This window comes from uncultured Tessaracoccus sp. (assembly GCF_947286155.1).
In the GTDB taxonomy this organism is placed as follows: domain Bacteria; phylum Actinomycetota; class Actinomycetes; order Propionibacteriales; family Propionibacteriaceae; genus Arachnia.
In genome coordinates this window covers 1-26,189 of the sequence record NZ_CAMYPD010000039.1, presented here as the reverse complement: position 1 = coordinate 26,189, position 26,189 = coordinate 1, and the positions used below count along the sequence as shown (strand labels likewise).

At 62.0% G+C, this 26,189-nt stretch carries 24 protein-coding genes; 10 read left to right on the top strand and 14 right to left on the bottom strand.

The genetic code is table 11. The annotated features are described in order from the left end of the window. A partial coding sequence (locus Q0X68_RS10085) for a DUF4185 domain-containing protein (protein WP_297751121.1) occupies positions 1–462 on the top strand: 462 nt, incomplete at its 5' end. Positions 463–484: 22 nt separating this feature from the next. Then, complete coding sequence (locus Q0X68_RS10080) at positions 485–1,492, top strand: LacI family DNA-binding transcriptional regulator (RefSeq protein ID WP_297751118.1); 1,008 nt, start codon at positions 485–487, stop codon at positions 1,490–1,492. Positions 1,493–1,511: 19 nt separating this feature from the next. Here Q0X68_RS10080 and treS read toward each other — a convergent pair whose 3' ends face one another. The 9 genes from treS to Q0X68_RS10035 all read right to left on the bottom strand — a co-directional run bounded on the left by treS (position 1,512) and on the right by Q0X68_RS10035 (position 12,608). Further along, entirely contained in the window at positions 1,512–3,749 is a 2,238-nt protein-coding gene (gene treS, locus Q0X68_RS10075; RefSeq protein ID WP_297751116.1) for a maltose alpha-D-glucosyltransferase, read from the bottom strand. 27 nt (positions 3,750–3,776) lie between these two features. Further along, positions 3,777–4,295, bottom strand: a complete 519-nt coding sequence (locus Q0X68_RS10070; RefSeq protein ID WP_297751113.1) for a GNAT family N-acetyltransferase — start codon at positions 4,293–4,295, stop codon at positions 3,777–3,779. Positions 4,296–4,333: 38 nt separating this feature from the next. After that, positions 4,334–4,927, bottom strand: a complete 594-nt coding sequence (locus Q0X68_RS10065) for a hypothetical protein (RefSeq protein ID WP_297751111.1) — start codon at positions 4,925–4,927, stop codon at positions 4,334–4,336. Positions 4,928–5,170: 243 nt separating this feature from the next. Beyond that, positions 5,171–5,542, bottom strand: a complete 372-nt coding sequence (locus Q0X68_RS10060) for a hypothetical protein (protein WP_297751108.1) — start codon at positions 5,540–5,542, stop codon at positions 5,171–5,173. A 115-nt stretch (positions 5,543–5,657) separates the two neighbouring features. Further along, positions 5,658–6,104, bottom strand: a complete 447-nt coding sequence (locus Q0X68_RS10055; protein WP_297751106.1) for an HIT domain-containing protein — start codon at positions 6,102–6,104, stop codon at positions 5,658–5,660. After that, positions 6,101–6,574: a TIR domain-containing protein gene (locus Q0X68_RS10050; protein WP_297751103.1), complete on the bottom strand. Its 474-nt coding sequence runs from the start codon at positions 6,572–6,574 to the stop codon at positions 6,101–6,103. The genes Q0X68_RS10055 and Q0X68_RS10050 overlap by 4 nt, the downstream gene beginning before the upstream one ends. A gap of 141 nt (positions 6,575–6,715) precedes the next feature. After that, positions 6,716–9,883 carry a type I restriction endonuclease subunit R gene (locus tag Q0X68_RS10045; RefSeq protein ID WP_297751099.1) on the bottom strand — a complete coding sequence of 1,056 codons (3,168 nt, stop codon included), beginning with the start codon at positions 9,881–9,883 and terminating at the stop codon, positions 6,716–6,718. Beyond that, complete coding sequence (locus tag Q0X68_RS10040; protein WP_297751096.1) at positions 9,880–11,007, bottom strand: restriction endonuclease subunit S; 1,128 nt, start codon at positions 11,005–11,007, stop codon at positions 9,880–9,882. Before Q0X68_RS10040 ends, Q0X68_RS10045 begins: the two co-directional genes overlap by 4 nt. Beyond that, positions 11,007–12,608, bottom strand: coding sequence for a class I SAM-dependent DNA methyltransferase (locus tag Q0X68_RS10035; protein WP_297751093.1), 1,602 nt, complete (start codon positions 12,606–12,608; stop codon positions 11,007–11,009). The genes Q0X68_RS10040 and Q0X68_RS10035 overlap by 1 nt, the downstream gene beginning before the upstream one ends. A gap of 317 nt (positions 12,609–12,925) precedes the next feature. Between Q0X68_RS10035 and ahpC the strand changes: the two genes are divergently transcribed. From ahpC to Q0X68_RS10020, 3 genes are all read left to right on the top strand, one after another. Further along, positions 12,926–13,489, top strand: a complete 564-nt coding sequence (gene ahpC / locus Q0X68_RS10030; protein WP_297751090.1) for an alkyl hydroperoxide reductase subunit C — start codon at positions 12,926–12,928, stop codon at positions 13,487–13,489. 105 nt (positions 13,490–13,594) lie between these two features. Beyond that, positions 13,595–15,163 carry an alkyl hydroperoxide reductase subunit F gene (gene ahpF, locus Q0X68_RS10025; RefSeq protein ID WP_297751087.1) on the top strand — a complete coding sequence of 523 codons (1,569 nt, stop codon included), beginning with the start codon at positions 13,595–13,597 and terminating at the stop codon, positions 15,161–15,163. Between the two features lie 156 nt (positions 15,164–15,319). After that, on the top strand, positions 15,320–16,624 hold the full coding sequence (locus tag Q0X68_RS10020; protein WP_297751084.1) for a hypothetical protein: 1,305 nt from the start codon (positions 15,320–15,322) through the stop codon (positions 16,622–16,624). A gap of 58 nt (positions 16,625–16,682) precedes the next feature. Here the strand turns inward: Q0X68_RS10020 and Q0X68_RS10015 are convergent, their stop codons facing one another. Next, positions 16,683–17,198, bottom strand: coding sequence for a glyoxalase/bleomycin resistance/extradiol dioxygenase family protein (locus Q0X68_RS10015; protein ID WP_297751082.1), 516 nt, complete (start codon positions 17,196–17,198; stop codon positions 16,683–16,685). Between the two features lie 50 nt (positions 17,199–17,248). Between Q0X68_RS10015 and Q0X68_RS10010 the strand changes: the two genes are divergently transcribed. After that, positions 17,249–18,034 carry a helix-turn-helix domain-containing protein gene (locus Q0X68_RS10010; RefSeq protein WP_297751080.1) on the top strand — a complete coding sequence of 262 codons (786 nt, stop codon included), beginning with the start codon at positions 17,249–17,251 and terminating at the stop codon, positions 18,032–18,034. 73 nt (positions 18,035–18,107) lie between these two features. Here the strand turns inward: Q0X68_RS10010 and lpdA are convergent, their stop codons facing one another. Continuing rightward, positions 18,108–19,508: a dihydrolipoyl dehydrogenase gene (gene lpdA, locus Q0X68_RS10005; protein WP_297751075.1), complete on the bottom strand. Its 1,401-nt coding sequence runs from the start codon at positions 19,506–19,508 to the stop codon at positions 18,108–18,110. Positions 19,509–19,593: 85 nt separating this feature from the next. On the opposite strand from lpdA, the gene Q0X68_RS10000 reads away from it, so the two are divergent. The 3 genes from Q0X68_RS10000 to Q0X68_RS09990 all read left to right on the top strand — a co-directional run bounded on the left by Q0X68_RS10000 (position 19,594) and on the right by Q0X68_RS09990 (position 22,386). Next, positions 19,594–21,132 carry a UDP-N-acetylglucosamine 1-carboxyvinyltransferase gene (locus Q0X68_RS10000; RefSeq protein ID WP_297751072.1) on the top strand — a complete coding sequence of 513 codons (1,539 nt, stop codon included), beginning with the start codon at positions 19,594–19,596 and terminating at the stop codon, positions 21,130–21,132. Positions 21,133–21,210: 78 nt separating this feature from the next. Beyond that, the gene (locus tag Q0X68_RS09995) at positions 21,211–21,981 is read left to right on the top strand and encodes a glycerophosphodiester phosphodiesterase (protein ID WP_297751069.1); all 771 of its coding nucleotides are present in this window, start codon (positions 21,211–21,213) and stop codon (positions 21,979–21,981) included. A gap of 66 nt (positions 21,982–22,047) precedes the next feature. Further along, positions 22,048–22,386: an RNA polymerase-binding protein RbpA gene (locus Q0X68_RS09990; RefSeq protein ID WP_297751066.1), complete on the top strand. Its 339-nt coding sequence runs from the start codon at positions 22,048–22,050 to the stop codon at positions 22,384–22,386. Here the strand turns inward: Q0X68_RS09990 and Q0X68_RS09985 are convergent. Genes Q0X68_RS09985 through lnt form a run of 3 tightly spaced genes read right to left on the bottom strand, consistent with a single transcriptional unit; the run spans position 22,380 to position 25,210 of the window. Next, positions 22,380–22,925 carry an FxsA family protein gene (locus Q0X68_RS09985; protein WP_297751064.1) on the bottom strand — a complete coding sequence of 182 codons (546 nt, stop codon included), beginning with the start codon at positions 22,923–22,925 and terminating at the stop codon, positions 22,380–22,382. The two genes, Q0X68_RS09990 and Q0X68_RS09985, sit on opposite strands and share 7 nt — an antisense overlap. Then, positions 22,918–23,676, bottom strand: coding sequence for a polyprenol monophosphomannose synthase (locus tag Q0X68_RS09980; protein ID WP_297751061.1), 759 nt, complete (start codon positions 23,674–23,676; stop codon positions 22,918–22,920). Before Q0X68_RS09980 ends, Q0X68_RS09985 begins: the two co-directional genes overlap by 8 nt. Continuing rightward, entirely contained in the window at positions 23,669–25,210 is a 1,542-nt protein-coding gene (gene lnt, locus Q0X68_RS09975) for an apolipoprotein N-acyltransferase (protein WP_297751058.1), read from the bottom strand. The genes Q0X68_RS09980 and lnt overlap by 8 nt, the downstream gene beginning before the upstream one ends. Positions 25,211–25,246: 36 nt before the next feature. On the opposite strand from lnt, the gene Q0X68_RS09970 reads away from it, so the two are divergent. Beyond that, a complete protein-coding gene (locus Q0X68_RS09970; RefSeq protein WP_297751056.1) occupies positions 25,247–26,137 on the top strand; it encodes a 5'-3' exonuclease H3TH domain-containing protein in 891 nt (296 codons plus the stop codon). Positions 26,138–26,189 lie beyond the last annotated feature (52 nt).

Genomic DNA, 26,189 nt, shown 5'->3' with positions numbered 1-26,189 from the left:
ACCACCGGCTTCCAACGAGATAAACCGGCCATCGCTGCACGTGTGCCTGCCGACCGCATCCTCGACCCCGATGCCTACGAGGTGTATCAAGGCGACGGTAAGTGGGGGAGTGACGCGCCCGTCGACATCATCCCTGGCAAGGTGGGTGAGATGTGCCTGCGCAAGGTTGATTCGCAGTGGATGCTCACCTGGTTTAACGCCGGCGAGTACCGCGTGGACGCGTTGCGCGCCGACGAGGTGGTCAAGCTCGCAGACGCCACAGCCGTCACACTCATCCACGGAGGGGAGTGGGAGAAGGAAACCGACGATCACATGGCCCAGCTCTACGGCCCGTACATTATTCCGGGCAGTAGCATGGAGGAGCTGCACCTGGTGGTGTCCCAATGGAATACCGCAATGGGCTGGCCCTACCACGTGGAGCAGTTCAAGATTCAACACCCGTTTGAGGAAGTGTGCGAGTAGTGGTCTGCGTCGGGAGAGCCCTATGAACCGCCGGGTCACCATGAAAGATATCGCGGAGGCTTGCGGTGTGTCCGTCGCGACGGTGTCGCGCGTGCTGAACGGCAACCCGCGCGTCGCTCCCGAGCTCGTGGAACGCGTCGAGCGGGAGATGCGCGATCAGCAGTATCGCCCCAACGGGGTGGGGAGAGCACTGCGGAAGCAACGCGGCGACCTGTGGGCGGCCATCGTGCCCGACGTGCGCAACCCGTTCTTTCACCGGCTCCTGGAGTCGTTCGAGAAAGTGGCTCACCAGCACGGCTACGCCGTGATGCTGTGCAACACGCACGAGGATTTGGCGCTCGAACGCTCCGCGATCGACGCCGTCATTTCGCACCAAGCCGCGGGGGTTCTCGTCGCGGCAGTATCTGCGACGAAAACCTCGCTGCATCCGCTGCAGTTGCAGGGCATCCCTGTGGTTTCCGTCGACCGCCTTGTCACTGATTTCAGCGGTGACCGCATCAACGTCGACAATCCTGTCATCGGCACCATGGTTGCTGAGCATTTCCTGGAGCAGGGGTGGCATAGCCCCGTCGTGGTGGCGCATGAGGGGCGGCTCAGCCCGCTCAACGAGCGCGTGCGCGGTTTCGTCGACGCGATGCACGAGCGAGGCATCGACGTACCCCCATCACGAGTGCTGCACCTGCCCTTTGAATCAGCGTCGACGCCTGAGCAACTCGTGTCGGCGATGGCAGACCCGAGCATTGACTCCGTGTTCGCCGTCACGAACACGCTCTCTGCTGAGTCCTACCGCGCGCTTCGGGGTGCGGGCCGCAAGATTGGCACCGACGTCGCTCTCGTCGGCGTTGATGACGACCGTTGGAATGTGATGGTGGATCCGCCGGTGACCGTGGTCGACCAGCCAGCCGAGCACTTGGGGCAGTGGGCGGGAGAGGTGCTCCAAGGGCGTATCACCGGCAATGCTGCGGGCAATGCGCGCATGCTGCTCGAACCCGAGTGGCGCATTCGCGCCAGCTCGATGCGCGCCAGCTGAGTAGATCCGGCGGAGCGGCTTACTGCTCCTTCGGGGTCTGTTCTCGTACGATGAGCGCGACGGCGCCGAAAGGCTGCACGGTGGCTGAGAAGCCGCCCAAGTCGTCCACCTCGGCGATACGGCGTCTGGTGGAGAGGTCGACGACGCGGCCGGCGGGGATCTCGTCGCTACGGATGTAGCCAGAGAGTTTCTCTTCCGAGAAGTTGAGCAGGGTGATCTGCGTGTGGCCGTCGCTGAGACGGTTGACGAGCGCCAAGAGTGCCTTGTGCGGCACCTCGGGCACGTCGACGAGCGAGGCTGTTGCGAGCGCGAATCGCTTGCGAACCTGGAGGATCTTCGACAGCTTGCTCGCGAACGACTGCGGATCGTCCAGCTGCTGGGGGAGTGAGCCATAGAGCGCGCGGGCGCGCGGCATACCCGACGACGACTTCACAGCGTCTGGCGCCAGGTCCATGAGATCGTAGGCGCCTCGTTCGATCCAACGCGTGTCGCCGTCTTTGACGAGCTGCTTGACGTCGTCGATGTCGACGGGGAGCGCGCCGACGAGGTCCCAGCCCGACAGCGCGAACACGCCGGGCTGCCAGGCGTTGTAGGCAGCGAGGAGGAGGTGCGCGGCCTGGATGCGCTCGACGTCGGCATCCTCGATGGCGTCAAGGTCACGAATCCCGAGGCTCGCTGTGATCACCGAGGCCGTGGTGCATGCGATGCCGTTGGTAGTGAACACCCGGTTGTACGGCGCGGCGTCGCCGGTGAGCTTCTCGCGCATGGTGGCGCGCACGTGGTCGGCCAGCTCCAGACCGGTGTGCGTTTCCCCGCCGAAATCGTACTCGTCGTCGCGGTGGCGGGCCGTGAAGTGCACCAGCTCGTAGGTGAGCTCGTCGTGGTTTTGGAGCGCGTGTACGAGCGATGCTTGATCGATGCCGAGTCGCATGGCTTCACGGAGTGTGAGGCGGAGGAACTCGGTATCTTGCGTAGCCAGAGCGAACTCGTAGGCGGGGCGGGTGATGAAGTCGTAGCTCAAATCGGGGCCGACGGCGCCCGTCGCTGCAATATCGTCGATGGAGAGATTGAGCTCTTGGAACGTGAATCCGCCAACCTTGCGCACCATCGAACCGATGAGCTGGTTCGCAGCCTGCGAAAGCGGATGCCCTTCCGACCAGGCGGGGGAGAGGTCGATCGACTTTTCTACTCCCAGGAAACCGTTCGCGTCCAGGCGTAGCCCGCCAGAGCCGAGGTCGAGGAGGGAATGCAGGGCGTCGCCCATGACAAGGCGCATGCCGGCGAACGTCGGGTCGAGCCAGTTGATCGACGGCTGACCGTCCTTGAAGTAGTGGAGGTACACCCAGCGACGTTCGATGCCGTCGCAGTCGTGGATGGGGCGGGTGACGGACCAGTTCGTTTCTTTGACGCCCGGCTCGTAGAAGATGACGCGCTGCAGCTCGCCGATGATGTACCCGGCATCCGCGAGGGCGCGTTCGCTGGCTGGGTCGAGGTTGACCGAATCCTTACCCTCGGGCACGTCCGGCAGGAGGTGCCAGGCTTCCTCGGGGATGTCCACCATGTGGTAGATGCCGGGGTAGTCGCCGTAGTTCAGTTCTGCGAGTCGGAAGTCGGCGCCCTTGCCAGTGTGACCAGGCACGATGTCGTCGATCACGGTGCCGTCGTGCGATGCTGCGTTCTCGCACATGGCGCGGAACTCTTCCTCCGTGCCGAACAGCGAGTCGATGCCCATCGAGATGCGGTCGAAGTGGCCGTCGACGCTGGGGGTGTGGTCCCATCCCGAGATGCCTCCGGCGAGCTTGACCGGCCCGGTGTGGACGGCGTCGATACCGATGGTTGAGAATGCCTCCCACAGCGCCTCGTCGCCGAGCACGCCCAAGAATGACTGTCTGCGAGCACCGATCAGACTCAGCGGATAGGCCGTGTACCACACCGACGCTTGCTCGGCGGCTGCGCGCGGATCCGGCGAGGCGAACGCGTTGGCCCACATGAGGTGATTGCCGGCGAGCTGGCGGGACAGCCTGGAGGCGTCGGCCAGCATCGATTGGTCTTCCAGCCATTCCACATAGGCACGGTTGCGTCCGTCGGCCTCAAACGGCGGCGGGGGCACGTGCTCGGATTGCTTAGCCTTGCGGCTAGCCCTGGGGCGAAGCCTGGCCGGGCGAGCAGCAAATCGTTGCTGATCGAAGTTCAGCTCGGCATTGAGATCTTCCTCAAGGGCATCGTCAGGCATGGGCTGTTCAGGCGCGCTGGTCACAGCCTCACGATAGCCAATGGGCTAGCGTCACCGCAGTTCCTGGAACTCTCGTCGATGCATCACCAGTGTCTCGACGCCGTCAGCTGCGGGGGAGTCGAACCACAGGGTCGGAATGAACCCGTTCTTTTCCAGCACCCGACGAGAAGCGTGGTTGCGATGGTCTGGGCATGAAACCACGCCCGTTGCCGTCGGGAACATCCACTGACTGAGTTCCACCAGCTCCTGGATCAAGATCGTGCCGAGCCCTTGACCAATCAGCGTGGGCAGGCCGATGCAAAAGTCCACACCGACGTCGGAAGCCTCGGCAGGAATCACGTCACCAGGGGGAAGATCGGCGACGCAATAGAGCTGGGCATACCCAACGTCGACGCCTCGGCGATGCAAGACCATCATCCGAACGGGGGACCTGCCATCCAAGCGTGGGCCGAAACGTTCGTGGGCTTCAGCAAGCGTGAGCTTCGGGAACCACGGCGCAGCGGCAGGGGACTGCTGCCATGCGACGACATTGGGAAGATCGTCTATGCGCAGCGGCCGAAACGTGAACATACCTCGAGCCTAGAACGTGGCTACAGACGCCGTGCATCTCAGCAGGTGAAAGTGAAGCTGTTGGGCCACACTTGGCCCTGTTGCTGTTGCGTCACGTCGAAAAACAACGTGGCATGACCGCCTGCGTGCGTGAGCGAAAATCTGGCGTTCCTCGCGGGAAACGGGTAGTCGTCGGAGGAGTAGGAGGCGACTTCGTGGAGGAACCACTCAGTGTCACGGCGCACCATCACGGTGCCATAGCCTTGAAAGAGGTATTGCCGTTCGACCGCGACGACATCACACGGCGTCGCAGCGGTTGACAACAGTGTCAGCGTGGGGCGATCGATGGACTGGCCTAGGACGGCGATGGGCGAGACAAGAGCCACTGCCACACAACCGATCACCGCGATCATCCGAGATGCACGGCGAGCAAACGCACGCCAGGCGCCGGCGACGAGCAAGATGACGGCGAACACGAACGCCACCGCGAACAGCGCGGAACTGACGTCGAGCGGGGAGATGAACACAGATTTCACAAGGAGAATCGGAACGGGCAAGAGCCACAGCGCCAGACCCGCCGCCACGACCACAGCGATCGCCAGAAACCACCAACGAGCACCGGAGCGCTTGGGTCTGTCTAGGCGATGCGTCACAGTCGAAGCTTTCTGAGCGAACTGCGTCCACCGTAGCAAGAGTGCATTAAGCGACTGTTGGCAGAACGAGCCTGGGCCAGCGACCGGCAGGGAAGTAGCGTGGCCGCCCACCGCTGTGTTGTGTCATGAAGGGTTGACGCTGCCACTGGGTAGTTGGCCAGTTTCGATGAGCGCAAGATCTGTCCGGTGAACTATGAGACATGGCCCATCCAATCCAGGCCAACTACAGTTAGCCCCGAGCCGTTATCCCTTCAGCCCAACCCAGCAAGCGATGAAGATACCGATGGCGGCCAATGGTGCATAGAACGGCAGGATCGACCAGGAGGCCCACACATTCGGCCCCGGCAACGCGCGATTGACCCACTTCGGTGCCCAATCCGGCCAGTCGCCCTTGTCCTTGGTGGGAACATCTGAGGGCAGGTCATCTGGTTGCAATGAGAATGTAGCAATGTCATGCCGTCCCTCGGCGACAATCTTGTAGAGGCTGCGGAAGCGTTTCTCTTGTCGAAGGTAATTGGCGTCGAGATAAGCGAACAACAAAGTCGCCCCGACACCCAACCAAGCCACAGAATCAGCGTTCTGCGTCAGCGCATAGCCGTAGGCGGCAGTCGACACGGGTAGGAGCCATGCCTTGGACCTAGACGACGCGGCGGACATGCGTGTGACGATGGCCTGGATGAAGTCGAGGTGCTTACGGGTGTCCTCAGGGTCCCGTTGTGACGAACTGGATTCACCCATCGCTGCACAGGTTCCGGCATGCCTCGCGAACGGCACTAAGGGCACTGTCCTTCTGGCGCTCGCTGTAGTTGGTTTCCTTCGGCCAGATCGAGCCCATCGCATCGGCGTCCCAGCGGGGCACAAGGTGCACGTGGAGATGGAAGACACTTTGGGTCGCTGCCGTGCCATTGGATTGGATGACGTTTAGGCCTTCGGGGTGTACTGCCTCGCGGATTGCTCCAGCGAGCCGAATTGTGGCACTGGCGAGATGAGCCGCTGACTTCTCGGAGAGCGACCAAATGTCGGATACATGCGCCTTTGGGACGATCAAGGTGTGGCCGAGCACGGCGGGCTCGGTCGGAAAGAAGCCTACGACGTGCGCATCTCGGTAAACTTCGCGAGCGTGCGGGTCCTCCCGCTGGACGATCTCGCAGAAGGAGCAGTCGTAAGGCTCAATCACGACCTGACCTTTCCCTGAGACGACCACCACTCCAAATTGTCGACCAGCTTCCTGTACGTCGCATTGGAGTCGATCTTACCGTCCCAAGTCAGCGTGGTGGGGTCGAAGATTGGGATGTCATAGGTAGCGCTGAATGGGTTGGCCCCAGCGCAATCCACAGTGCCCATGGAGGAAAGGCCATGGATGCGGACTCCAAGTAGGGGTTTCTTGTCCTCCCATGCCTTGCTGATCTCGTAGTTGACCCACCTGCGGTTCGCCGTCTGCTGACCGATGAGCACAATAACCGCCTTTTTGTAGGCCATCTGCTCCGCGATCCAGTCCTTGATAGCGGCGTCGCCCTTCTCCCGCACTTCCTCCCATGCCTGCGCGTTGAGCAAGGGCTGGCCTTCGAGGGCGTTGATGTTGCGAACGAGTTGGACGCGGAGCACGTCGCGCTCGTAGTGGAATGAGTAAAAGACGGATTTAGCCATGATCCGAACCCTTTCTAGTCGTGGGGGACACTCCCCGGCCGATCTCTACCCATAGTGGTAGCAGAGCGCACTGACATTTTCGGCAGCACATGTTTCGCCAAACCTGCGAGTATGATCGATTGAGTTGCTCCCCAAGGATTCTCATCGCTCATCCTCAATGTTCTCGCCCATGGTCTCTGCCTGCTTCAGGATCAGGTCGGTGGCCGACTGGGCTTTGTCCGGCGGATAGCCGTGCCTCAGCAGCAGAACCTTGATCGTGGAGCGCATCTTGGCTCGCACCTGCTCCTTCAAGGACCAGTCGGTCTTCGCGTCGCGGCGGACGATCTTGGTGAGGTCAAGAGCGATGGCGCGCAGGGTTTCGTCCTTCATCGCTTCGACAGCTGCCTCGTTGGTCCTGAGCGCGTCGTAGAACGCGAGTTCGTCCTCGGTTAGCCCGGTCTGTTCCCCACGCTCATGCTCAGCCTTCAGGGCTTGTGCTAACTTCACCAGTTCCGCGACAACTTGCGCCGTGTCCAGGCTTCGGTTCTGGTATTTCAGGAGCGCCTCATTGAGCATGACGGAGAACTCCTTGCCCTTCACGACGTTGCGCTTGCTGGTGGCTTTCACCTCGGTGGAAAGCAGTCGCTTCAGGGCCTCCAACTGGAGGTTGGGACGCTTGGAGTTCATGATCTTGTCGACGAAGGCGTCGTCGATGATGGAGATGTCCGGGTTGGCGATGCCCGCCTCGGCGTAGATGTCCACCATGCCGGTGCCAGTCATGCTCTCGGAGACGATCTGCCGGATGGCGGTATCAAGCTCAGCGTCGGAGTCTCCGGCTCCGCGGCCTGCATTCTCGATCTTGCGGATAGCAACGCGAACCGCATCGAAGTAGCCCACGTCGTCGCGAATGGCCGTGGCGGCGTCTGAGGCTGGCACCATCGAGAACCACGACTGAAGTCGCTTGCTGTGCGCGATGAAACGCTGCTTGATGGTCATGGGCTTCTTCTCGGAGCCCTGCTCCTCGTCAACGCCCTCCATAGGGTCTTCGGCGTGCTCTTGGGTGAGCAACCATTCCACGCCGTCCATGACCGCGTGGATGTACGCCTTGGGTGATTTGTCCTCCAGCCGGGGACGCCAGTCGAAGCCATGGAGGATGGAGCACACGATGTCGTGTTCCTGGCGCATCTCGGGGACGACGGTCTCCTCGACCTCAGCTCCGACGTTCTGGTTGTCGCGGTCGCGCTTGGTGTAGTTGCCGAGTGCTTCCTTCAGGTCTTCCGCGATGCCGATGTAGTCGACGACCAGCCCTGCGGGCTTGTCCTTGAATGTCCGATTCACGCGCGTGATGGCCTGCATGAGTGGCACATTGGCCATGGGCTTGTCGACGTACATCGTCGTCGTGGCGGGGGAGTCGTAGCCCGTCAACCACATGTCGCGGACGATGAGCATGTCCAGTTCATCGTCAGGATTGGAGGCGCGAGTCTTCAGTTCGCGCGAGGCCTTCTTGGAGCGGAGATGTTCCTGCCACTCCAACGGGTCAGAGGCGTCTCCACTCATGACGATCTTCATGCGACCCTTGGCATTGTCCTCGGAGTACCACTCGGGACGCAGGGCCTTGATCTTGTCGTGGAGTTCGACGGCGATGCGACGCGACATGGTGACCACCATGCATTTGGCTTGTGGCATGACGGCCTTACGAGCCTCCCAGTGACTCACAATGTCACGGGCAAGTTCGTCAAGCCGCTCGTCCGCTCCGACGACGGCCTCCACACGAGCCCATTTCGACTTCAGACGTTCCTGGGCCTCTTCCTCACTACCAGAGACGGCCATGGTGAACGCGTCGTCGATGTCGGCGAGGGCATCCTCGGGAAGGCGAACCTTCGCGAGGCGCGGCTCGTAGAACACTTTGACGGTGGCGCCGTCTTCGACGGCCTGCGTGAGATCGTAGGCGTCGATTACGGGGCCGAACACGGCGGTCGTGGACTTGTCCTTGGCTTCGAGGGGCGTTCCCGTGAAGCCGATGTAGGTCGCGTTGGGGAGACCATCGCGGAGGTGGCGAGCGAACCCGTCAATGAAGTCGTAGTTCGAGCGGTGAGCCTCGTCCACCATCACGACCACGTTGACGCGGTCTGTCAGGAGCGGGAACTGCTCGCCTGCTTCGCGCTCGTCCTTCGTGAGCCCGAACTTCTGGATCGTGGTGAAGATGATGCCGCCCGACTCCCGGCCTTGGAGCAGATCCTTCAGGCCTTGCCGGGTGTCGGCCTGCACGGGAGACTCGGGCAACGGGGCACCCGGCTTGGTGGCTGCGAACGTCTCCTCGAACAGCTGGTCATCCAAGTCATTGCGGTCGGTGAGCACGACGATGGTGGGGTTCTCCATCGCGGGGTGCCGCATGAGTTGCCCTGCGTACCACGCCATCTCGAACGACTTGCCTGAGCCCTGCGTATGCCAGACGACCCCTGCGCGGCCATCGCCCTCCATGGCGTCGACCGTCTCCCGAATTGCCTTCGTGACCGCCCAGTACTGGTGATACTTCGCGCCGATCTTGATGGCCTTCTCGCCCTCACCCTTGAACGCGATGAAGTTCCGTACCCAGTTCAGGAAGACCTCGGGGCGGAGGAAGCCCTGAACGATGGTCTCGATCTCGGGCTTGAACTGGGGGACGAGACGCTCTCCGTCAATGGTCTTCCAAGCCTGGAAGTGATTCTCGGGGGCAGTCACGGTGCCAAGGCGAGCGAGGAATCCATCGGAGACGATCACTGCCTGATTCCACGTGAACAGGGCAGGAATCTGCTGCTTGTACGTCTGCACCTGATTGTAGGCACCGGTGACGGTAGCGTTCTCCTCGCCTGGCTTCTTCAGCTCGAACAGGCCAAGCGGCAGACCGTTCACGAACAGCACCACATCAGGGCGCCGTTCCCTCGTGCCGATCACAGTGAATTGATTGACCGCCAGTAGATCGTTCGCCTGAGGATTGCTCCAATCGATGAGCCGAGCACGAACGTTGCGGAGCACTCCGTCTGCGTCGCGATACTCGACGGGAACTCCGAAGATCAGCAGTTGATAGGCCCGCCAGTTCTCCGTCCCGATCACCTTCGCATCCGGGCGCAAGGCGATCTTCACTACCTCCTCGACAACCTCAGCAGGCAGCTTGGGGTTCAACTCTCCGACGGCGTTGCGGAGACGATCGATGAGGACGACCTCACGGTAGTCGACGCGCTCCGCTCCCGGTGTGCCTGGGGCGATGTCGGGCCCCTGGGCGACCTGCCAGCCCTCGTCGGCCAGCATCTCCAGCACCCAATCCTCCAGATCAGACTCCGCAACGCTCACGGCAGGCTCCCTTCCACCTCGGACACGCGGACTTTGCCAGACACAAGCAGGGGGAGGAGTTCGTCGCGTCTCGACTTCAAGAATATGGCGTCGGTCTCTGCGTCCGCTGCCGCGTCCAACAGGGTCTGTGCCGTAGCGTCCCAGCTATTTGGAGTGATCGAAGGCCATGGGATCTGCTCCGCCATAAGAGACTTTGTTTGAATGAATGGCTGGCCACTGCCGCTGCGATGTAGGTCCATGTCGACTCGTTCAAGAGACTCATGCAATCGGACCGCCACACGAGCATCGTGCGATTGGATGATCGAGGCATTGTTGTTGATCCATGCTCCTCCAGAATGGAGATGGAGGGCGCCGCAGTTCGATCCAATCCTCGCAAGTACAGTCATGGTTCCCTCGTACATCGCCTCTGAGTGAGTCCCCATTCGGCTATTGGACCCGAAGACGGGGTAGGCGCCGCCCGATCGATATTCATCCTTCGCCAGATACTTACCCGGGCCGTGATCAGCTACTTCAGACAGCGGGACGATTGTGTCTGCTTTACGTCGTTCCAGCTCGTAGGAAGTGCTGATGGCGGTTCTGAGGTCAACAGCCAATCTCAGGTTCGTCTCGATGAGGTCATCGAAGGCTCCGAGTACACCTGCGATGCGCTGCTGCTCCTCAATGCTTGGGAGAAGAATCGGCCAGTTGGGCAACGCCCCTACCGGTATTCGATTAACCGTGACCCCGTAGAGAGTGCCTTTTCTCAGGACCTCTTGAAACTGTTCGCCTAGATATGCGTAAGTGAGATACCGAGCAATGACGCGGCCGGGCTTCGGACGTAGCAAACCCATTCTTCGGCCCAATACTGCTGGGGCAGCGCTATCCCAGTAACCGGCCTCACCCAAACGAGTCTCATACGAGAAGAGGGTATCGCCCTGCTGCGGCTGAACACGGCGCGTCCATTTGGCAACGTCGTCGTGGTGGATGTGAGTGGACTGGCGTAGATCAACACGGCCATTCGTCAGCGAGGCGATATTGAGATACCAAGGCCCAGAATCCACCTTCCGAGGAGTGGCGTGTGGCCCGTCAAACACCTCCGCTACATCGCCCAAACGAATGAGATTGAAACCTGAGGGGGTCTCCATCACTCCACCGCCAATGCATCGAGCGCCGCGTCCACCTTCGCCTGCAGCTCGGCTCGGGCGGCGAATCCTTCGCGGATCTGCTCGGTGAGGGCGGCGATCTTCTCCTCGACGGGGATGCCGTCGTCCTCGACTTCCTCGGCGCCGACGTAGCGGCCCGGGCTGAGGGCGAATCCGGCCTCCGCCACGTCGTCCAGTGAGACAGCGGCGCAGAATCCGGGGACGTCCTCGTACGGCTGGAGGTTCGGGTCACCGCGCCACGCGTTGTACGTGTCAGCGATCTTCGCCACATCTTCGGGTGAGAGGTTGCGCTGCGTCCGGGTTTCCATATAGCCCACGTTGCGGGCGTCGATGAAAAGCACTTCGCCTTGACGGTCACGCTGCGGGTCTTCGCTCTTCACCTTCTTCGCAGTCTTGTCTTTCGTAAGGAACCAGACGGAGACGGGAATCTGCACTGAGTAGAACAACTGTGATGGCAGTGCGACGATGCACTCCACCACATCGTCCTCGACCATGCGCTGACGAATGTCTCCTTGGCCTGACGTGTTGACGGTAAGTGACCCATTCGCGAGAACCACCGCCATGGTTCCCGTGGGGGAGAGGTGGTGGAGCATGTGCTGAATCCACGCGTAGTTCGCGTTGCCTTTTGGTGGGACGCCGTAGACCCAGCGCTTGTCGTCAGTTAGTCGTTCGCCACCCCACTGGGAGATGTTGAAGGGCGGGTTAGAGAGGATGAAATCGGCCCTCAGATCCGGGTGCTTGTCGTCCGCGAAGGAGTCACCCCACACGGGCCCGAGGTTCGCCTCGATGCCTCGGATGGCGAGGTTCATCTGGGCGAGGCGCCACGTCGTCGGGTTCATCTCCTGCCCGTAGACCGCGAGGTCGTTGCGATGGCCAGAATGGGCTTCCACGAACTTCTCGGCCTGAATGAACATGCCACCCGAGCCGCAGCACGGGTCGTAGATGCGGCCACGGTAGGGGCGGATCATCTCCGTAAGGAGGGAGACGACGGAGCGCGGGGTATAGAACTCGCCGCCGCTCTTGCCTTCGTCCGCAGCGTAGCGGCCAAGCATATATTCGTAGACGCGCCCGAGCAGGTCCTCGTCCTTGCGCTCTTCGGCGGCCAGATCGCTGCGAGAGAAGGTGTCGATGAGCCCGCCAAGCACCGTGGGGGAGAGTTCACGACGGTTGTAGTTCTTCGGGAGGATGCCCTGAAGCGCCTCGTTTTCTTTCTCAATGGCATCCATCGCGTCATCAATGATGCGACCGATATCAGGCTGCTTGGCAGCCTTGCGAAGGTCGTCCCAACGGTGGCCTTCCGGCACCCAGAACACGCCCTCGGCAGTGTAGGAATCGCGATCCTCCAGCATCATGGCCCGCGCCTCATCGGAAGGCAGGTAAGTGTCGGAGTTCGGGTCGCTGTACTGCGCTTCGAGTAGCTCACGCCGCATCTCGAACTTGTCGGAGACGTACTTCAGAAACAGCAGGCCGAGGACGACGTGCTTGTACTCGGACGCATCCATGTTTGAACGTAGCCGGTTTGCGGCGTCCCAGAGTGATGCCTCCAGGCCGAGCGTGGACGAGTTGGTGCTTCGGGATGCCATGGATGATCTCGGCTTCTGTAGTCAGGACTGTTTTCACCGATGCTATTCGGTCGCTTGGGGAATTTTGTCTGGACTCGCCGTTAGGCCGACGTGCACGAAGATCTAGGGAGGATGACAGCCTCGCTGAGGGAGGGGACCTGGTTGGCGCGGCAGCGCTTCCCTCCCAGTTGCGAAATGACATAATGTTGCTTATCGGACAATCGGGCGCGCTTGAGAAGCCGGCCAAAGACGATAGACTCATTTATGTCAACCCGTGCGAGCGAAAATCATCTTCCGCTCAAGGCATAGTTACTGCTCAGCAACGAATAAGGAGCACAATGTCGCTGATCAACACTGAAATCAAAGACTTCACCGCGCAGGCGTACCGTGACGGCGAATTCGTCGAAGTCACCAAGGCCGACGTACTCGGCAAGTGGGCCATTTTCTTCTTCTACCCGGGCGACTTCACCTTCGTGTGCCCGACGGAGCTCGGCGACCTCGCTGACCACTACGAAGAGCTGCAGCAGATGGGCGTCGAGGTGTACTCGGTGTCCACCGACTCCCACTTCGTCCACAAGGCATGGACCTCCGCTTCCGAGGAAGTCGGCAAGGTCAAGTACTACATGCTGGGCGACTCCAACGGTGAGATCACCAACAACTTCGACAACATGCGTGAAGGCCTCGGACAGGCGGACCGCGCGACATTCCTCGTCGACCCGGAGGGCATCATCCAGTACATCGAGCAGACCGCCGAAGGCATCGGGCGCTCTGCCTCTGAGCTGCTCCGCAAGGTGAAGGCTGCGCAGTACGTCGCCGCTCACCCCGGCGAGGTCTGCCCCGCCAAGTGGGAGGAAGGCGAACAGACCCTCACTCCTGGCATTGATCTCGTAGGCAAGATCTGAGTGAATCTCACATGAAACCCCAACGGCGGGCGGGCTGATGGCTCGTCCGCCGTTGTCATATACCTCTCTCCCCCACAGTTCTCACTTCCACGCACAGGAGCTTTCATGGCCGAACGTCTTCTCGACGACAACCTCACCCAGCAGCTTGGCGCGCTCATGCCGCGCATCACCAACGATGTTGAGCTGATCTACTCCATGGACGATCGCGACGCGTCCGCCAACCTGGAACAACTCATGCAAGACATCGCTGCGCTGTCCGACAAGGTCACCGCACGCCGCGACGATGACGCCCACGAGCGGCAGCCGTCATTCACCATCGCCCGCACCGGCACGGACATCGCCGTCACGTTCGCAGGCCTGCCCATGGGGCACGAGTTCAGCTCGCTCGTGCTCGCATTGCTGCAGGTGGGCGGCAACCCCGTCAAGGAAGAGCAAGACCTCATCGACCAGGTGGTGGCACTCGACGGTGACTACGAGTTCGTCACCTACATGTCGCTCACCTGCCAGAACTGCCCCACCGTCGTGCAGGCGCTCAACACGATGGCGGTGCTGAACCCGCGCATCAAGCACACTGCCGTCGAGGGCTCCCTATTCCAGGACGAGGTGACCGATCGCAACATCCTCGCGGTGCCGACGGTGTACCTCAACGGCGAAGAATTCGGGCAGGGTCGCATGGACATCGCGGACTTCGTCGCCAAGCTCGACGATGGCGCCGCCGATCGCGCCGCGGAGAAGCTCAACGAGCAGGAACCCTACGACGTGCTGGTCGTCGGCCAGGGACCGGCGGGCGCTGCCGCCGCGATCTACACCGCACGTAAGAATCTGCGCACCGGCATCATCGGCGAGCGCTTTGGCGGGCAGACGCTCGACACGATGTCGATCGAGAACTTCATCTCCGTCACCCACACCGAGGGCCCGAAATTCGCAGCCGCACTCGAACAGCACGTCCGCGACTACCCCATCGACGTGTTCAAGAGCCAGTCGGCGACCGCGCTCGTCCCGGCCACGGATGCGGGTGGACTCCACACCGTCCAGTTCGGCGACTCGGCCAGCCTGAAAGCCCGCCAGGTGGTTATCGCCACGGGCGCTCGCTGGCGCCTGATGGGCGTTCCCGGCGAAGAGGAGTACCGCAACAAGGGCGTCACCTTCTGCCCGCACTGCGACGGTCCCCTGTTCAAGGGCAAGCCCATCGCCGTCATCGGCGGCGGCAACTCCGGTATCGAGGCTGCCATCGACCTCGCAGGAGTCGTCGGACACGTGACGGTGCTGGAGTTCATGGATCAATGCCGTGCCGACGATGTCCTCATGGACAAGCTGCGCTCGCTGCCGAACGTGGACGTCATCACGAATGCCGCCACCACCGAGGTTGTAGGCGACGGCAAGCAGGTCACCTCGCTGAAGTACACCGACCGCACCACGGACGAGGCCAAGGAGCTCAAGGTTTCCGGCGTGTTCGTACAGATCGGACTTCTGCCCAACACTGAGTGGCTGCAGGACTCCCCCGTCGAGCTGAGCGACCGCAAGGAGATCGTCATCGACGATCGTGGCAAGACCTCCGTCGACGGCGTGTTCGCCGCGGGCGACTGCACGACCGTGCCGTACAAGCAGATCGTCGTTGCGCAGGGCGCGGGTGCTATCGCTGGCCTATCCGCCTGGGAACATCAGGTCATGTGACCCGCGAGGTTTGACCCTTGCACATCGGGGGACGTCTGGGATTAACCCGGGCGTCCCCCGACGCTTGTTTGCGTCTACCCAAGCCGGCTCGTGATCGGTAGCATCAACACCAGTCAATGCTGAAGCCATGACGTTGAAGACGTGGGAGGTCAAGCCATGGTGATGGCAATCGGTGCGCTACTGTGCGGAGCCGGTGTGGGCATGGGACTCGCGAGCATGCTCTGGGGCGAGGCCACCGGCTGGTACGTCATGGCCGCGGTGGGGTTCGTGGCCGTTCTCCTGATGCTTATCGTGCAGCACCATGAACGCCGTCAGCTCACTGCGGTGAAGGCAGGACGAGGTGGCATCGCGCGTCGGGACAATATGGAGCTGACAGGCGAAACCGACAGCGACAACAGCCCCTACTATCGCTGTACCTACACCGTCGTCCTTGAGAACGGACGTGTCATGCAACACGTCCGAGAGTTCACCGAAGGCCGAAAGCGCCGCCCGGGTGACGTCGACGTCGTGGTGCAATGCCATGAGCGATCAGAGCACCTGGACTTCGTAGGAATCCTTCCCTCGACGAGCCGCGTCTCTGATCTTGCGATGCGCATGCCCCCACCCGGCACTGCGCAGCCCTGGCCCGGCACCTTCGCCGCATCGATCGATGATCCCTACGGGATGGCTGAGCCAGACCCCTGCACCCACGAGGAACTGCTGCGGGTCGTGCGCCCCAAACGGCCATGGATCGTCACCCGTCTTCTCGCGGTGCTGGCCTTCGTAATCGGCCTCGCCATTCCGCTCGTCGCGCTGCACGACGAGGTCGCAGAAGCGCTCTACGACCTAGCGCCAGGTATCGCTGTCGTGGTGTTCCCAGGCTTCGAGCCCTCAACCCCCGCTGTACCGCCGTCGCCCACCAACTCGACGCCAGACCCCGACACATCGGTCGAGCCCGCCCCTGGCGACCACGAGGCGCCACCGGAGCCCACGCCCGAGCCGTCGGAATCCCCGACGGAGCCGGCGGTCTTGCAGCCCTACGACGAGCAAGATCTCGCCACTATCCTGGCCGAGATCGAGACCATGGCAGGCACGTCGGAGATCACGGAGCTGACCATCTACAACACGCACGTGAAGGCGCAGATGCCGATCAGCAGCGGCTCGGACAAGTTCGACGACTACCAGTACCACCAGACAACTGGTTTCGAGCACGTAGGCGCTTCACCCATCCAGCCACGTCCCAAGGACCAAAAGCGCTTTGAACTGGCTGAGGTCAAGCCAGCCGTCGTGGCGGACGTGTTGCGGAAAGCGCCCAAAGATTCTGGTTACGATAAGGAGACGCCCTCCCACGTGATCGTCTCCCACCTCACCTGGGGCAGCGTGAAGAACCAGACGACGCTCCGCGTCTACGTCGGGGACGACTACGGCAATGCGATGCTGTACTACGACACCTCCGGCAAGCTGCTCAAAGTGCACAAGTAGTTGTGTAGTGCGCAACAAGCCGTCGAGCTCCCCTCTCCGGGGAGCGACCAAAGGGATGTCAGCTGACCTGATTGCTCATCTCTGCGGCCCAGGCGTCGACACGGCGAGCTGATTCGTCATCGCTGAGATCTTCGACGCGCGTCATCACCGACCATCGGATCCCGAACGGATCGCGGATGCTCCCGTATCGGTCGCCTGAGACGAAGCCCTCTACCGGCTCGCGCAGCACAGCGCCACGGGCGATTGCGGTCTCGACGACGCTGTCTACGTTGGGGACGTAGATGCTGAGGGAGAATTCCACGTCTTCAACCTCCGGGTCTAGTGCCAGCAGGTGATACGCCTCCTGCGCTGCCCCCAATTGCAGGCGCCCGCACCCGAAGTCGAGCTCGGCGTGGATGATCGTCCCATCCACCTCTGTGGAATTGACCACGCGTGCGCCAAACACGTCCCTGTAGAACGCCAACGCCGCCCGCGGATCCTTGAGTGCAACGAACGGCGTCAAGCTGGAGAAGCCCTTCGGGCGACCGTTGTCGGTGTATTCACCATGGGCAGGGGTACAAGATGTAGTCGTCATGACCTCCACGCTAGAGACTGCTGTCATGGGGGGTCTTGTATATTCCTGCCATGATCGCCCCAACAGATGTCAGCGGACGGGGCGCCCTGTTCCCAGCGGAACTGCCCCTCGATTTCGCCCGGATCCCACCCGGCCCCGCAGCCCAAGACTTGGTGGCCTGGTGGTGGACCAGCACGTGGAATTTCCCTCCGGGACAACAATCCTCGCAAGACGTCCTTGCGTTTCCCGCGAGCAACCTCGCTTTCGAAAAGGAGCAAGTTCGCTTTTGGGGCCCCACTACGCGACGCTCCACACGGGTGCTGATTGGGCAGGGCTGGGTGCTCGGCGCACTGCTGCGCCCGGCAGCAGTGCCCGCCTTCACCCACCAGCCGGCAGCCTGCCGCGACGACTCGATTCCTGTCGCCGCACCTGAACTCCACGAAACAGTTCGGGCATCAGACGGCAACCTCACTGATGTGGTCGGCACGATCGAGACGTGGCTTGCAGGCCATGTTGGCTCGCTGACTGACGAGGCCCACGAAGCCAACCGCTTGGCTGATCTTGTCATCGCAGACTCCACCATCGTGACGGTGCAAGACCTCGCGGACGCCCTGGGCGTGTCAACCAGGACCGTCAACCGCCTCACCACGAAATACGTGGGCCTGTCGCCGTACACCATGATCCGCCGTCGACGCCTTCAAGAAGCGACCGAATGGATCCGTAACAATCCAGACGAAGCGCTGGCCGACGTCGCGGTCCGCTACAGCTTCACTGATCAGGCGCACTTGAGTCGTGAAGCGCGCAGCATTCTTGGACTGACTCTCATGGATTACCGCTCGCGGACGATTAGGCCGTGACGATACCCACCACCGAGAAATACGACGGTGGCGAGGCCCGAACTGGACCTCGCCACCGTCGATGGTGTGACGATCAGAAGTTGATCATGTGCCCAGCGATACCCTCGGCGGCTTCCTTCATCGCCTCGGACAGCGTCGGGTGCGCGTGGATGTTGCGTCCGATCTCGTCGGCGGTGAGATCGTAGGCCTGCGCCAGCGTGAGCTCGGGCAGGAGCTCCGTGACGTCGGGGCCGATCATCGCTGCACCCAGGATTTCGTTGTAGGTGGCATCGGCGATGATCTTCACGAAGCCGGTGCCCTCCCCCAGGCCCCAGGCCTTGCCGTTCGCGGCGAAGGGGAACTTCGACACCTTGACGTCGTAGCCCTTCTCCTTGGCTTGCTCTTCCGAGTAACCGAACGATGCGATCTGCGGCTGGCAGTAGGTGGCGCGCGGAATCATGTCGTAGTTCACGGGGAACGTTTCGGCGCCCGAGATGGTCTCGGCTGCGACCACGCCCTGCGCCTCAGCGGTGTGCGCGAGCATGATCTTGCCCGTGCAGTCGCCGATGGCGTAGATGCCGGAGACGTTGGTGCGCATGTAGTCGTCGATGGCGATAGCGCCACGCTCGGTGAGCTCGACGCCAGTGTTCTCGAGGCCGTAGCCCTCGGTGCGCGGGGCGAAGCCGATGGCGGAGAGGAAGCGGTCGGCTTCGAGCACCTGCTGGTCTCCACCCTTGGCCGGGCTCACGGTGACGCGTACGCCCGAGCCGGTGTCTTCGATCTGCTCCACCTTCGTCGACGTCATGAGCTTGATGCCCAGCTTCTTGTACGCCTTCGCCAGCTCCGCCGAGATTTCCTTGTCTTCGGTGGGGACGATGCGGTCGAGGAACTCGACGATGGTGACGTCGCAGCCATACTGGCTGAGCACGTACGCGAATTCTGTGCCGATGGCGCCGGAGCCGCCGATGATGATGGAGGAGGGCACCTCGTCGGCGAGGATCTGCTCCTTGTAGGTGACGACGTTCTCCGACGTCTGCGTGCCGGGCAGCATCTTCGTCGTCGCGCCAGCGGCAATGATGCAGTTGTCGAAGGTGATTTCCTGCGTCTTGCCCTCGTCGTCGGTGACGGAGATCGTCTTAGCGTCGACGAACGTGCCCCAGCCGTGGATCTCTTGGATCTTGTTCTTCTTCATGAGGAAGTGGATGCCCTTGATCATCCGCTCCGAGACGCCACGGCTACGCTTGAACGCCTTGCCGTAGTCGAGCGTGACATCACCCTCGATACCGAAGGTGTCCTTTTCGTGGGTGAGGATGTGCGCCAACTCAGCGTTACGCAGAAGGGACTTCGTCGGGATGCAGCCGACGTTGAGGCAGACGCCGCCCCAGTATTCCTTCTCGATGATGGCAACCTTCTGACCCAGCTGGGCTGCGCGGATGGCGGCGACGTACCCACCGGGGCCGGCGCCGAGAACGACCGTTTCAAAATGTGAGCTCATGACAGCAACTCTAGTCGCGAAGCGAAGTGTGCGACACCTCCCCCGACTCCTTGGTTTATCTCATTTGTGAGATAACATCGGGAAAATGAGCAGTGCAACGAGTGAATCTATTGGCCGTCTCATCCACGACGCCCGCGTTTCGCGCGGTTGGTCCCAGCAACGTCTGGCGGACGAAGTGGGCACCGCCCAGAGTGCCGTTCACCGCATCGAGACTGGCCAGCAAAACCTGTCGCTCAGCATGATCGACCGCCTGGCCGAAGCACTCGACATGCCGCTCATCCAGTCCGCCACCCGCGGTGCCATGAACTTCCGCATCCAAGGCAACACCAAACTCTCTGGCGAGATCGAGGTGCGCTCGTCGAAAAATGCTGCCGTGGCATTGCTGTGCGCTTCGCTTCTCAACCGCGGTACCACCACGCTGCGCGGCATCGCCCGCATTGAAGAGGTCGACCGCATCAGCGAGGTACTCGCCTCCATCGGCGTTGATCTCACCTGGACTGGCGACGGCAACGACCTTGTTATTCGCCGCCCCGAACGTCTCACGCCCGAGACCATCGACCAGCGTGCAGCCAAGCGCACCCGCTCCATCCTGATGTTCCTCGGCCCTCTCATGCACGAGTTCGACTCTTTCGATCTTCCCTACGCAGGCGGCTGCGACCTCGGCGCGCGCACCGTGCACCCCCACATGTCTGGGCTCAGCAAGCTGGGGCTCTCTGTGGTCGCCACTGACGGCCAGTACCACGCCACGGTCAACAAGGACGGCGCTGACAAGCACTTCGTCACCCTCATTGAGCGCGGCGACACCGTCACCGAGAACATCATCATGGCGGCGGCGGGAACCCCCGGTACCACCACCATCCGGAACGCGTCGGGCAACTACATGGTGCAAGATCTCTGCTTCTACCTGCAGTTGCTGGGCGTCAAGATTGAGGGCATCGGAACCACTTCCCTGCGCATCACCGGCGTCGAGGACATCAACGTCGACGTGGAGTACGACATCTCGGAAGACCCCATCGAAGCAATGAGCTTGCTCACCGCAGGCATTGTCACCCAGTCGGAGATGACGGTGCGCCGTTGCCCGGTGCAGTTTCTCGACGTCGAACTTGCTGTGCTCGACGAGATGGGTCAGCAGCTGGAGCTGTCGCAGGAATACCTGAGCCGTAACGGCAAGACCCGCCTCGTCGACATCACCCTGTTCCCATCTGAGCTCAAGGCTCCGATGGACAAAATCCATCCGATGCCGTTCCCTGGCCTCAACATCGACAACCTCCCCTTCTTCGCGGTCATCTGCGCCACGGCAACTGGGCAGTCGATGATCTACGACTGGGTGTACGACAACCGTGCCGTGCACTTGCAGAAGCTCGCTGACTTGGGAGCCAACGTTCAGGCCATGGACGCCCATCGTCTGCTCATCATCGGCCCGACGAAGTGGCGCGGACGCACGGTGCAGACTCCTCCAGCCTTGCGCCCTGCGGTCTGTCTGCTGCTCGCGGCGCTGGCCGCGAAGGGCACGACGCATCTGCTCGACGTGTACGTCATCAATCGTGGCTACGAGGACCTTCCGCAACGGCTCAACAAGCTCGGCGCCGATATCAGCACATTCTGGGGCGACGTCGAAGACTGATTCTCCTCCCCTGCGCGCAGCGCAAGCCTGCTGAAGCCAGCACTGCGCCATTCGTGACCACGAGGCATAATGGCAGGTATGGCTGTCACATCGAGCGAATACTTGAGCCCTCGGTTCATCCCGTTCGCGCATCGTGGCGGTTCGTTTCTGCCCGCCAATCTGGGCATCGAGAACACACTCAGAGCGTTCCATAACGCGGCGGCACTGGGATACCGGTACATGGAAACCGACATCCATGTCTCCGCGGATGGACACCTCGTCGCCTTCCACGACGATCACCTGGCGCGCGTGACGGATTTCCACGGCAAACCAAGCGACCTTACGCTCAAAGAACTCAAGCAGCTCCGGGTGGGAGGCCGAGAAGAGATTCCCACGCTCGATGAACTTCTCGACGAGTTTCCCCAAACGAAGTTCAACATCGACATCAAGCACAAACGCGCGACGATCGCGCTGTCGAAAGCGATCACACGCCACAACGCTCACGCCCGGGTATGCGTCGCATCATTTTCCCAGGCGCGTCTACATCTGTTTCGCAAACTCCAACCAACCGTCACCACTGCGGCATCGCCTGGCGCCGTCGCAGGCCTGCTCGCGGGCGTCGTGCGTACGCGAGGCGACGTCTATCAGGTGCCCATGCGCAAACGCATCGGCCCACTGGTGCGCGACATCGTCACGCCGAGAACCATCGACCTCGTGCACAAGGCGGGCAAAAAGATCCACGTGTGGACCATCGACGACGACACCACCATGCACCGCCTGATCTCCTGGGGAGTCGACGGAATCATGACGGATCGTCCCGAATTGCTGAAAACGGTCCTACGCATGCGCGGCATGTGGTCTACTCGATAGCAAGAGCTACCTACCGTCGGGAACCAAATGGCGCGGTAGCTCGTTACAACATGGTGAGGAGGTTCCATGGCAGATCATGCACTCCGAGGCGTTGGCCTCGGCTCAAAGACCTTTGAAGACGAACAAGGCATCGAGTTCGCAGAGCGTCAATCGCTCGGGTTTGACTGCCCTAACGGGCATCACTTCGAGGTGACGTTCTCCGTCGAGGCTGACCTTCCCACCGAATGGGAATGCAAGAAGTGCGGCCAGCCGGCTGTGCGCTCCGACGGGGTTGTCGGGGAAGAGAAGGAAGAAAAACCCGTGCGCACACACTGGGACATGCTTCGCGAACGCCGTTCCATGCCCGAGCTGGAAGATATTTTCAAGGAACAGCTCACCAAGAAGCGCGAAGGCGACAGCTACTGATTCGGCTCGTTCTCGTCGTCAATCACGGTCCCCTCAATCACGAGGGGGCCGTTGTCATTTTCTTGTGACGTTTCGGGAGCGTCATCGACAACCTCGCCCGGAATAACTCCGTTCTCAGCCGCTTGTCGCTCAGCCTTGCGACGCATGGCCCAGCGGTGCATACGATCGAAACTCGCCTTCAGCAGTGGCCTCGTGAACGGCAGCACGAACAACAAACCGACCAAGTCGGAAATGAAGCCGGGGATGATGAGCAACACCGACCCGAATATGACGTGGCTCGTGTCGCTGTCATCATCTGGGAGCGGCTCGTCGGCGAGTGCTCGTTGCTTGAAACGGTGCAGTGACCGCCTACCCGTGCGCATGAGCAGTACGACGCCAGCCAGCGACGTGCCGACGAGTAGGAACAGCGTCCACCACCCGATTGTGCGAGAGAGCCAAATGAGCACCGCGATTTCAGCGACGGCCCAGAGCACGAAAGGAGCGGCCAGAATCGCGAACACGAGCCAGGGCGACGGTGGACGCTGAGCGCGTTCAGTCACGACGGAACAGCCCCTTCACCTGATTGATGCGGTGGTCGATACCCCACAGCGTGGTGCGGATGAGGGCCTCGATCACGATGTTGCGGCTCATCTTGGAATCACCCAGCTCGCGTTCCACGAATGTGATCGGCACTTCCACCACCTTGAAGCCATGTTGCAGCGCGCGCCACACCATGTCGATCTGGAAGCAATACCCGGCCGAGGCAACCTCGTCGAGGTTGAGCCCTCTGAGAGTGCTGGCGCGAAAGGCGTTGAACCCGCCGGTGGCGTCTTTCACAGGAATGCCGAGCCACAACCGCGTCCACAACGAGCCGCCCTTGCTGATGAACTCCCTCGTCTTGGACCAATTCACCACGGATCCACCGGGAACCCAGCGCGAGCCCTTCACCATGTCGGCGCCATCAGCAATGGCGTCGAGCAGCCTCGGGAGTTCCTCAGGTTGGTGGGAGCCGTCGGCATCATGCTGTACAAGCACGTCGTAGCCCTCGTCGAGGCCCCAGTGAAAGCTCGCGAGGTACGCGGCGCCGAGGCCTTGCTTGCCTTGCCGGTGCATCACGTGGACGTGGTCATCGTTCGCAGCGAGGCGATCGGCGATGTTGCCGGTGCCGTCGGGAGAGTTGTCATCTGCGATCAGCACATGTGCGTCGGGGACAGCGCTACGCAACCGTGTGGTGACGGACTCGATATTCTGCGATTCGTTGTAGGTGGGGATGATGACTAGAATCCGACCCACCGTGTTGTCGTCACGCATCAAGCACCTCTTTCGACGTCGTGCCGGCCAGCCTACCCCGGGCTCGGAAACGCTGAACCAAGAGGAAGGCAAGTGCTCCCACCGTCGCGACGAGGGCGATCCTCGACAGGAGAGGCCCGACGGTGACCGCCGGCGTGAGCCGATAGCGAAGCGGCACTGTCACCAGACGCTCAGCGCCTTCGAACTCCGCCGTTGGTTCAATGAACGTTCCTCGCGCCGTGACGTGTCCAGAGATGGAGTTCAGGGTGCCGACGACGACCTCGCGGCCCAGTTCTTTCGCACGGATGCGGTTCATGACTTGCTGCTGCGGAATTTGGAACGTGTTGGCGTAGGTGTTCTCGTTCGATTGCGAAACGATGACGTTCCCGCCGGCTCGCACGGTGTCGTAGACGGTGTCGTCGTAGGCCAGCTCGAAGCACACGATGGTGCCTACCTTGAGCGACGGGTACCGAGCAACCGGAGCGTCGAGCACGCCAGGCTCGGTGCCGGGAACTGACTGCCGGCCCGTCATCTCCAACATCGGAATGAGCGGCAGCAGCACGTCACGGAATGGGATCCACTCGCCGAACGGCACGAGGTTGCGCTTGTGGTAGATGGCCGTCGGGCCAGACGCTGGCCCCCACCACAGGGCTGAGGTTTGGCGTGCATCTGGAGGGTTGTCGGGCAGCGTCACAGCCCCGACGAGCACCGGAGCCCCAGCGAGCTTTGCCGCCGCGTCGACGCGGCGCCTGGACTCGTCGTCGCGCAACGGATCAATGTCGACGGCAGACTCCGGCCACAGCACGAAGTCGACATCGGTATCGGAAGTTCGCGCAATCGCCATGGCCATCACCGTGGAGCTCAGCGCGTTGTTCGTCACAGCCCTGGCGTAGTACGGGCCGCCGTACTCGTGGCGGTTCACGTTCGGTTGCACGACGGCCACCGTCACGTGCTGTTCTGGCTGGCTCGGCGGAAGGAACAGCAAACAGCCGCTCACGACGATAGCGAGCAGTATGACAGGAGCGGTGCGCCACCAGCGACGCACCAACAGCAGCTGGGAGAGCCACACCATGATGAGCGTCACACCAGCCATGCCCACGTAGGGCAACAACCCGCTCAGCGGGGAATCTGCGAGCGTGAACGCCAAGCGTGTCCAGGCGAAACCACCGAATGGCCAGTTCCCAGAGACATATTCCACCGAGACCCACGCCGTCGCCACCCACGCTGGCCACAGCGGAAGCCGAATCAGCGAGGAGATGAGCAGGCCAGTGAGCCCCATCCACAGCGATGCGTAGGCAATCAAACCGATGGCGATGGGTACGCCCAACACCGCAATCCAGGAAATGGTGAGGGTGTTCATGGCGATGCCCGCTATGTACCCGTAGCCGAACGCGGCGCGCTTGCGCATGCCCGCGACGAGCCACGTCAGGAGGGCAAGGCCGATCATCGTTGCCGGCCACACCCCAAGCGGCGCCTGCCCGGCGCCGATGAGCAGCCCGGCAGCCACTGCCAGCAACGCGGTGGCCCAGGTGGGAAGCTCTCGACGCTCGATCACGCACGCAGCCTACCCGCAACATGCCATGCTAGGCACGTGACCGCACTCATGGCTTGCGATACGTCGTATCTCTTCTACCGCGCTTTCTTCGGGCTACCTGCAACGTTGACATCGCCGGACGGACATCCAGTGAACGCCGTGCGCGGCACCTGCGACTTCCTCACCCGTCTCATCGAACGCTACTCCCCCGACCAACTGGTGTGCGCTTGGGACGACGACTGGCGGCCCAACTGGCGGGTCGATCTCGTCGCGAGCTACAAGGCTCACCGGGTAGCCGACGACGGTGGGGAGCTCGTCGACGAGAATCTCGCCCGGCAAATCCCGTGGATCCGGGCAGTGCTCGAAGCCGCGGGGGTGCCCGTCGTCGGAGCCAGCGGATACGAAGCCGACGACGTCCTCGCCTCGCTCGCGGCACAGCATGAGGAAACGACACTCGTCGTCACCGGCGACCGCGACCTCTTCCAGCTCGTCGATGAGGAGACGTCGGTGGTGTACGTCGGCTCGTCGGTGGCGAAGAGCGAACTCATCACTCCCGACGAGGTACTGGCCCGTCACAACGTGCCGGCGGCGCGCTACGTCGATTATGCGGTGTTGCGCGGTGACCCCTCCGACGGGCTCCCCGGCGTGAAGGGCATCGGCGACAAGACCGCGGCCGCGCTGGTGCAGCAGTATCCGACACTGGAGGCCATGGTTGAGGCGGCGGGAGACCCGTCGACGACGATGCGCCCGGCGGTGCGTCGGGGCTTGCAAGAATCCGCTGACTACGTGCTGCGGGCGCGCGAGGTGACCACCACCGTCGCCACACTCCCCCTCGCGGTGCCGATGTCCCCCGGCCCGGATCGCGACGCGGTCGCCGACTTCACGGAGCGGTTGGGGCTCGGGCAATCAGTAGCGCGGCTTGTGGATGCGCTCGTCGCGACGCAGTAGGTACAGGCCGGCGCTGCCCAGCCAGTTGCCGAACAGATTGCCGAAGCGGTGC

Excerpts from the sequence above, each read along its gene's own strand:
- Q0X68_RS10040 (WP_297751096.1), bottom strand. The coding sequence starts at position 11,007 with ATGGAGACCCCCTCAGGTTTCAATCTCATTCGTTTGGGCGATGTAGCG.
- lpdA (WP_297751075.1), bottom strand. The coding sequence starts at position 19,508 with ATGAGCTCACATTTTGAAACGGTCGTTCTCGGCGCCGGCCCCGGTGGG.
- Q0X68_RS10080 (WP_297751118.1), top strand. The coding sequence starts at position 485 with ATGAACCGCCGGGTCACCATGAAAGATATCGCGGAGGCTTGCGGTGTG.
- Q0X68_RS10015 (WP_297751082.1), bottom strand. The coding sequence starts at position 17,198 with ATGACGACTACATCTTGTACCCCTGCCCATGGTGAATACACCGACAAC.
- Q0X68_RS10020 (WP_297751084.1), top strand. The coding sequence starts at position 15,320 with ATGGTGATGGCAATCGGTGCGCTACTGTGCGGAGCCGGTGTGGGCATG.
- Q0X68_RS10000 (WP_297751072.1), top strand. The coding sequence starts at position 19,594 with ATGAGCAGTGCAACGAGTGAATCTATTGGCCGTCTCATCCACGACGCC.
- ahpF (WP_297751087.1), top strand. The coding sequence starts at position 13,595 with ATGGCCGAACGTCTTCTCGACGACAACCTCACCCAGCAGCTTGGCGCG.
- Q0X68_RS10050 (WP_297751103.1), bottom strand. The coding sequence starts at position 6,574 with ATGGCTAAATCCGTCTTTTACTCATTCCACTACGAGCGCGACGTGCTC.
- Q0X68_RS09995 (WP_297751069.1), top strand. The coding sequence starts at position 21,211 with ATGGCTGTCACATCGAGCGAATACTTGAGCCCTCGGTTCATCCCGTTC.
- Q0X68_RS10035 (WP_297751093.1), bottom strand. The coding sequence starts at position 12,608 with ATGGCATCCCGAAGCACCAACTCGTCCACGCTCGGCCTGGAGGCATCA.
- ahpC (WP_297751090.1), top strand. The coding sequence starts at position 12,926 with ATGTCGCTGATCAACACTGAAATCAAAGACTTCACCGCGCAGGCGTAC.
- Q0X68_RS09980 (WP_297751061.1), bottom strand. The coding sequence starts at position 23,676 with ATGCGTGACGACAACACGGTGGGTCGGATTCTAGTCATCATCCCCACC.
- Q0X68_RS09990 (WP_297751066.1), top strand. The coding sequence starts at position 22,048 with ATGGCAGATCATGCACTCCGAGGCGTTGGCCTCGGCTCAAAGACCTTT.
- Q0X68_RS10070 (WP_297751113.1), bottom strand. The coding sequence starts at position 4,295 with ATGTTCACGTTTCGGCCGCTGCGCATAGACGATCTTCCCAATGTCGTC.
- Q0X68_RS10010 (WP_297751080.1), top strand. The coding sequence starts at position 17,249 with ATGATCGCCCCAACAGATGTCAGCGGACGGGGCGCCCTGTTCCCAGCG.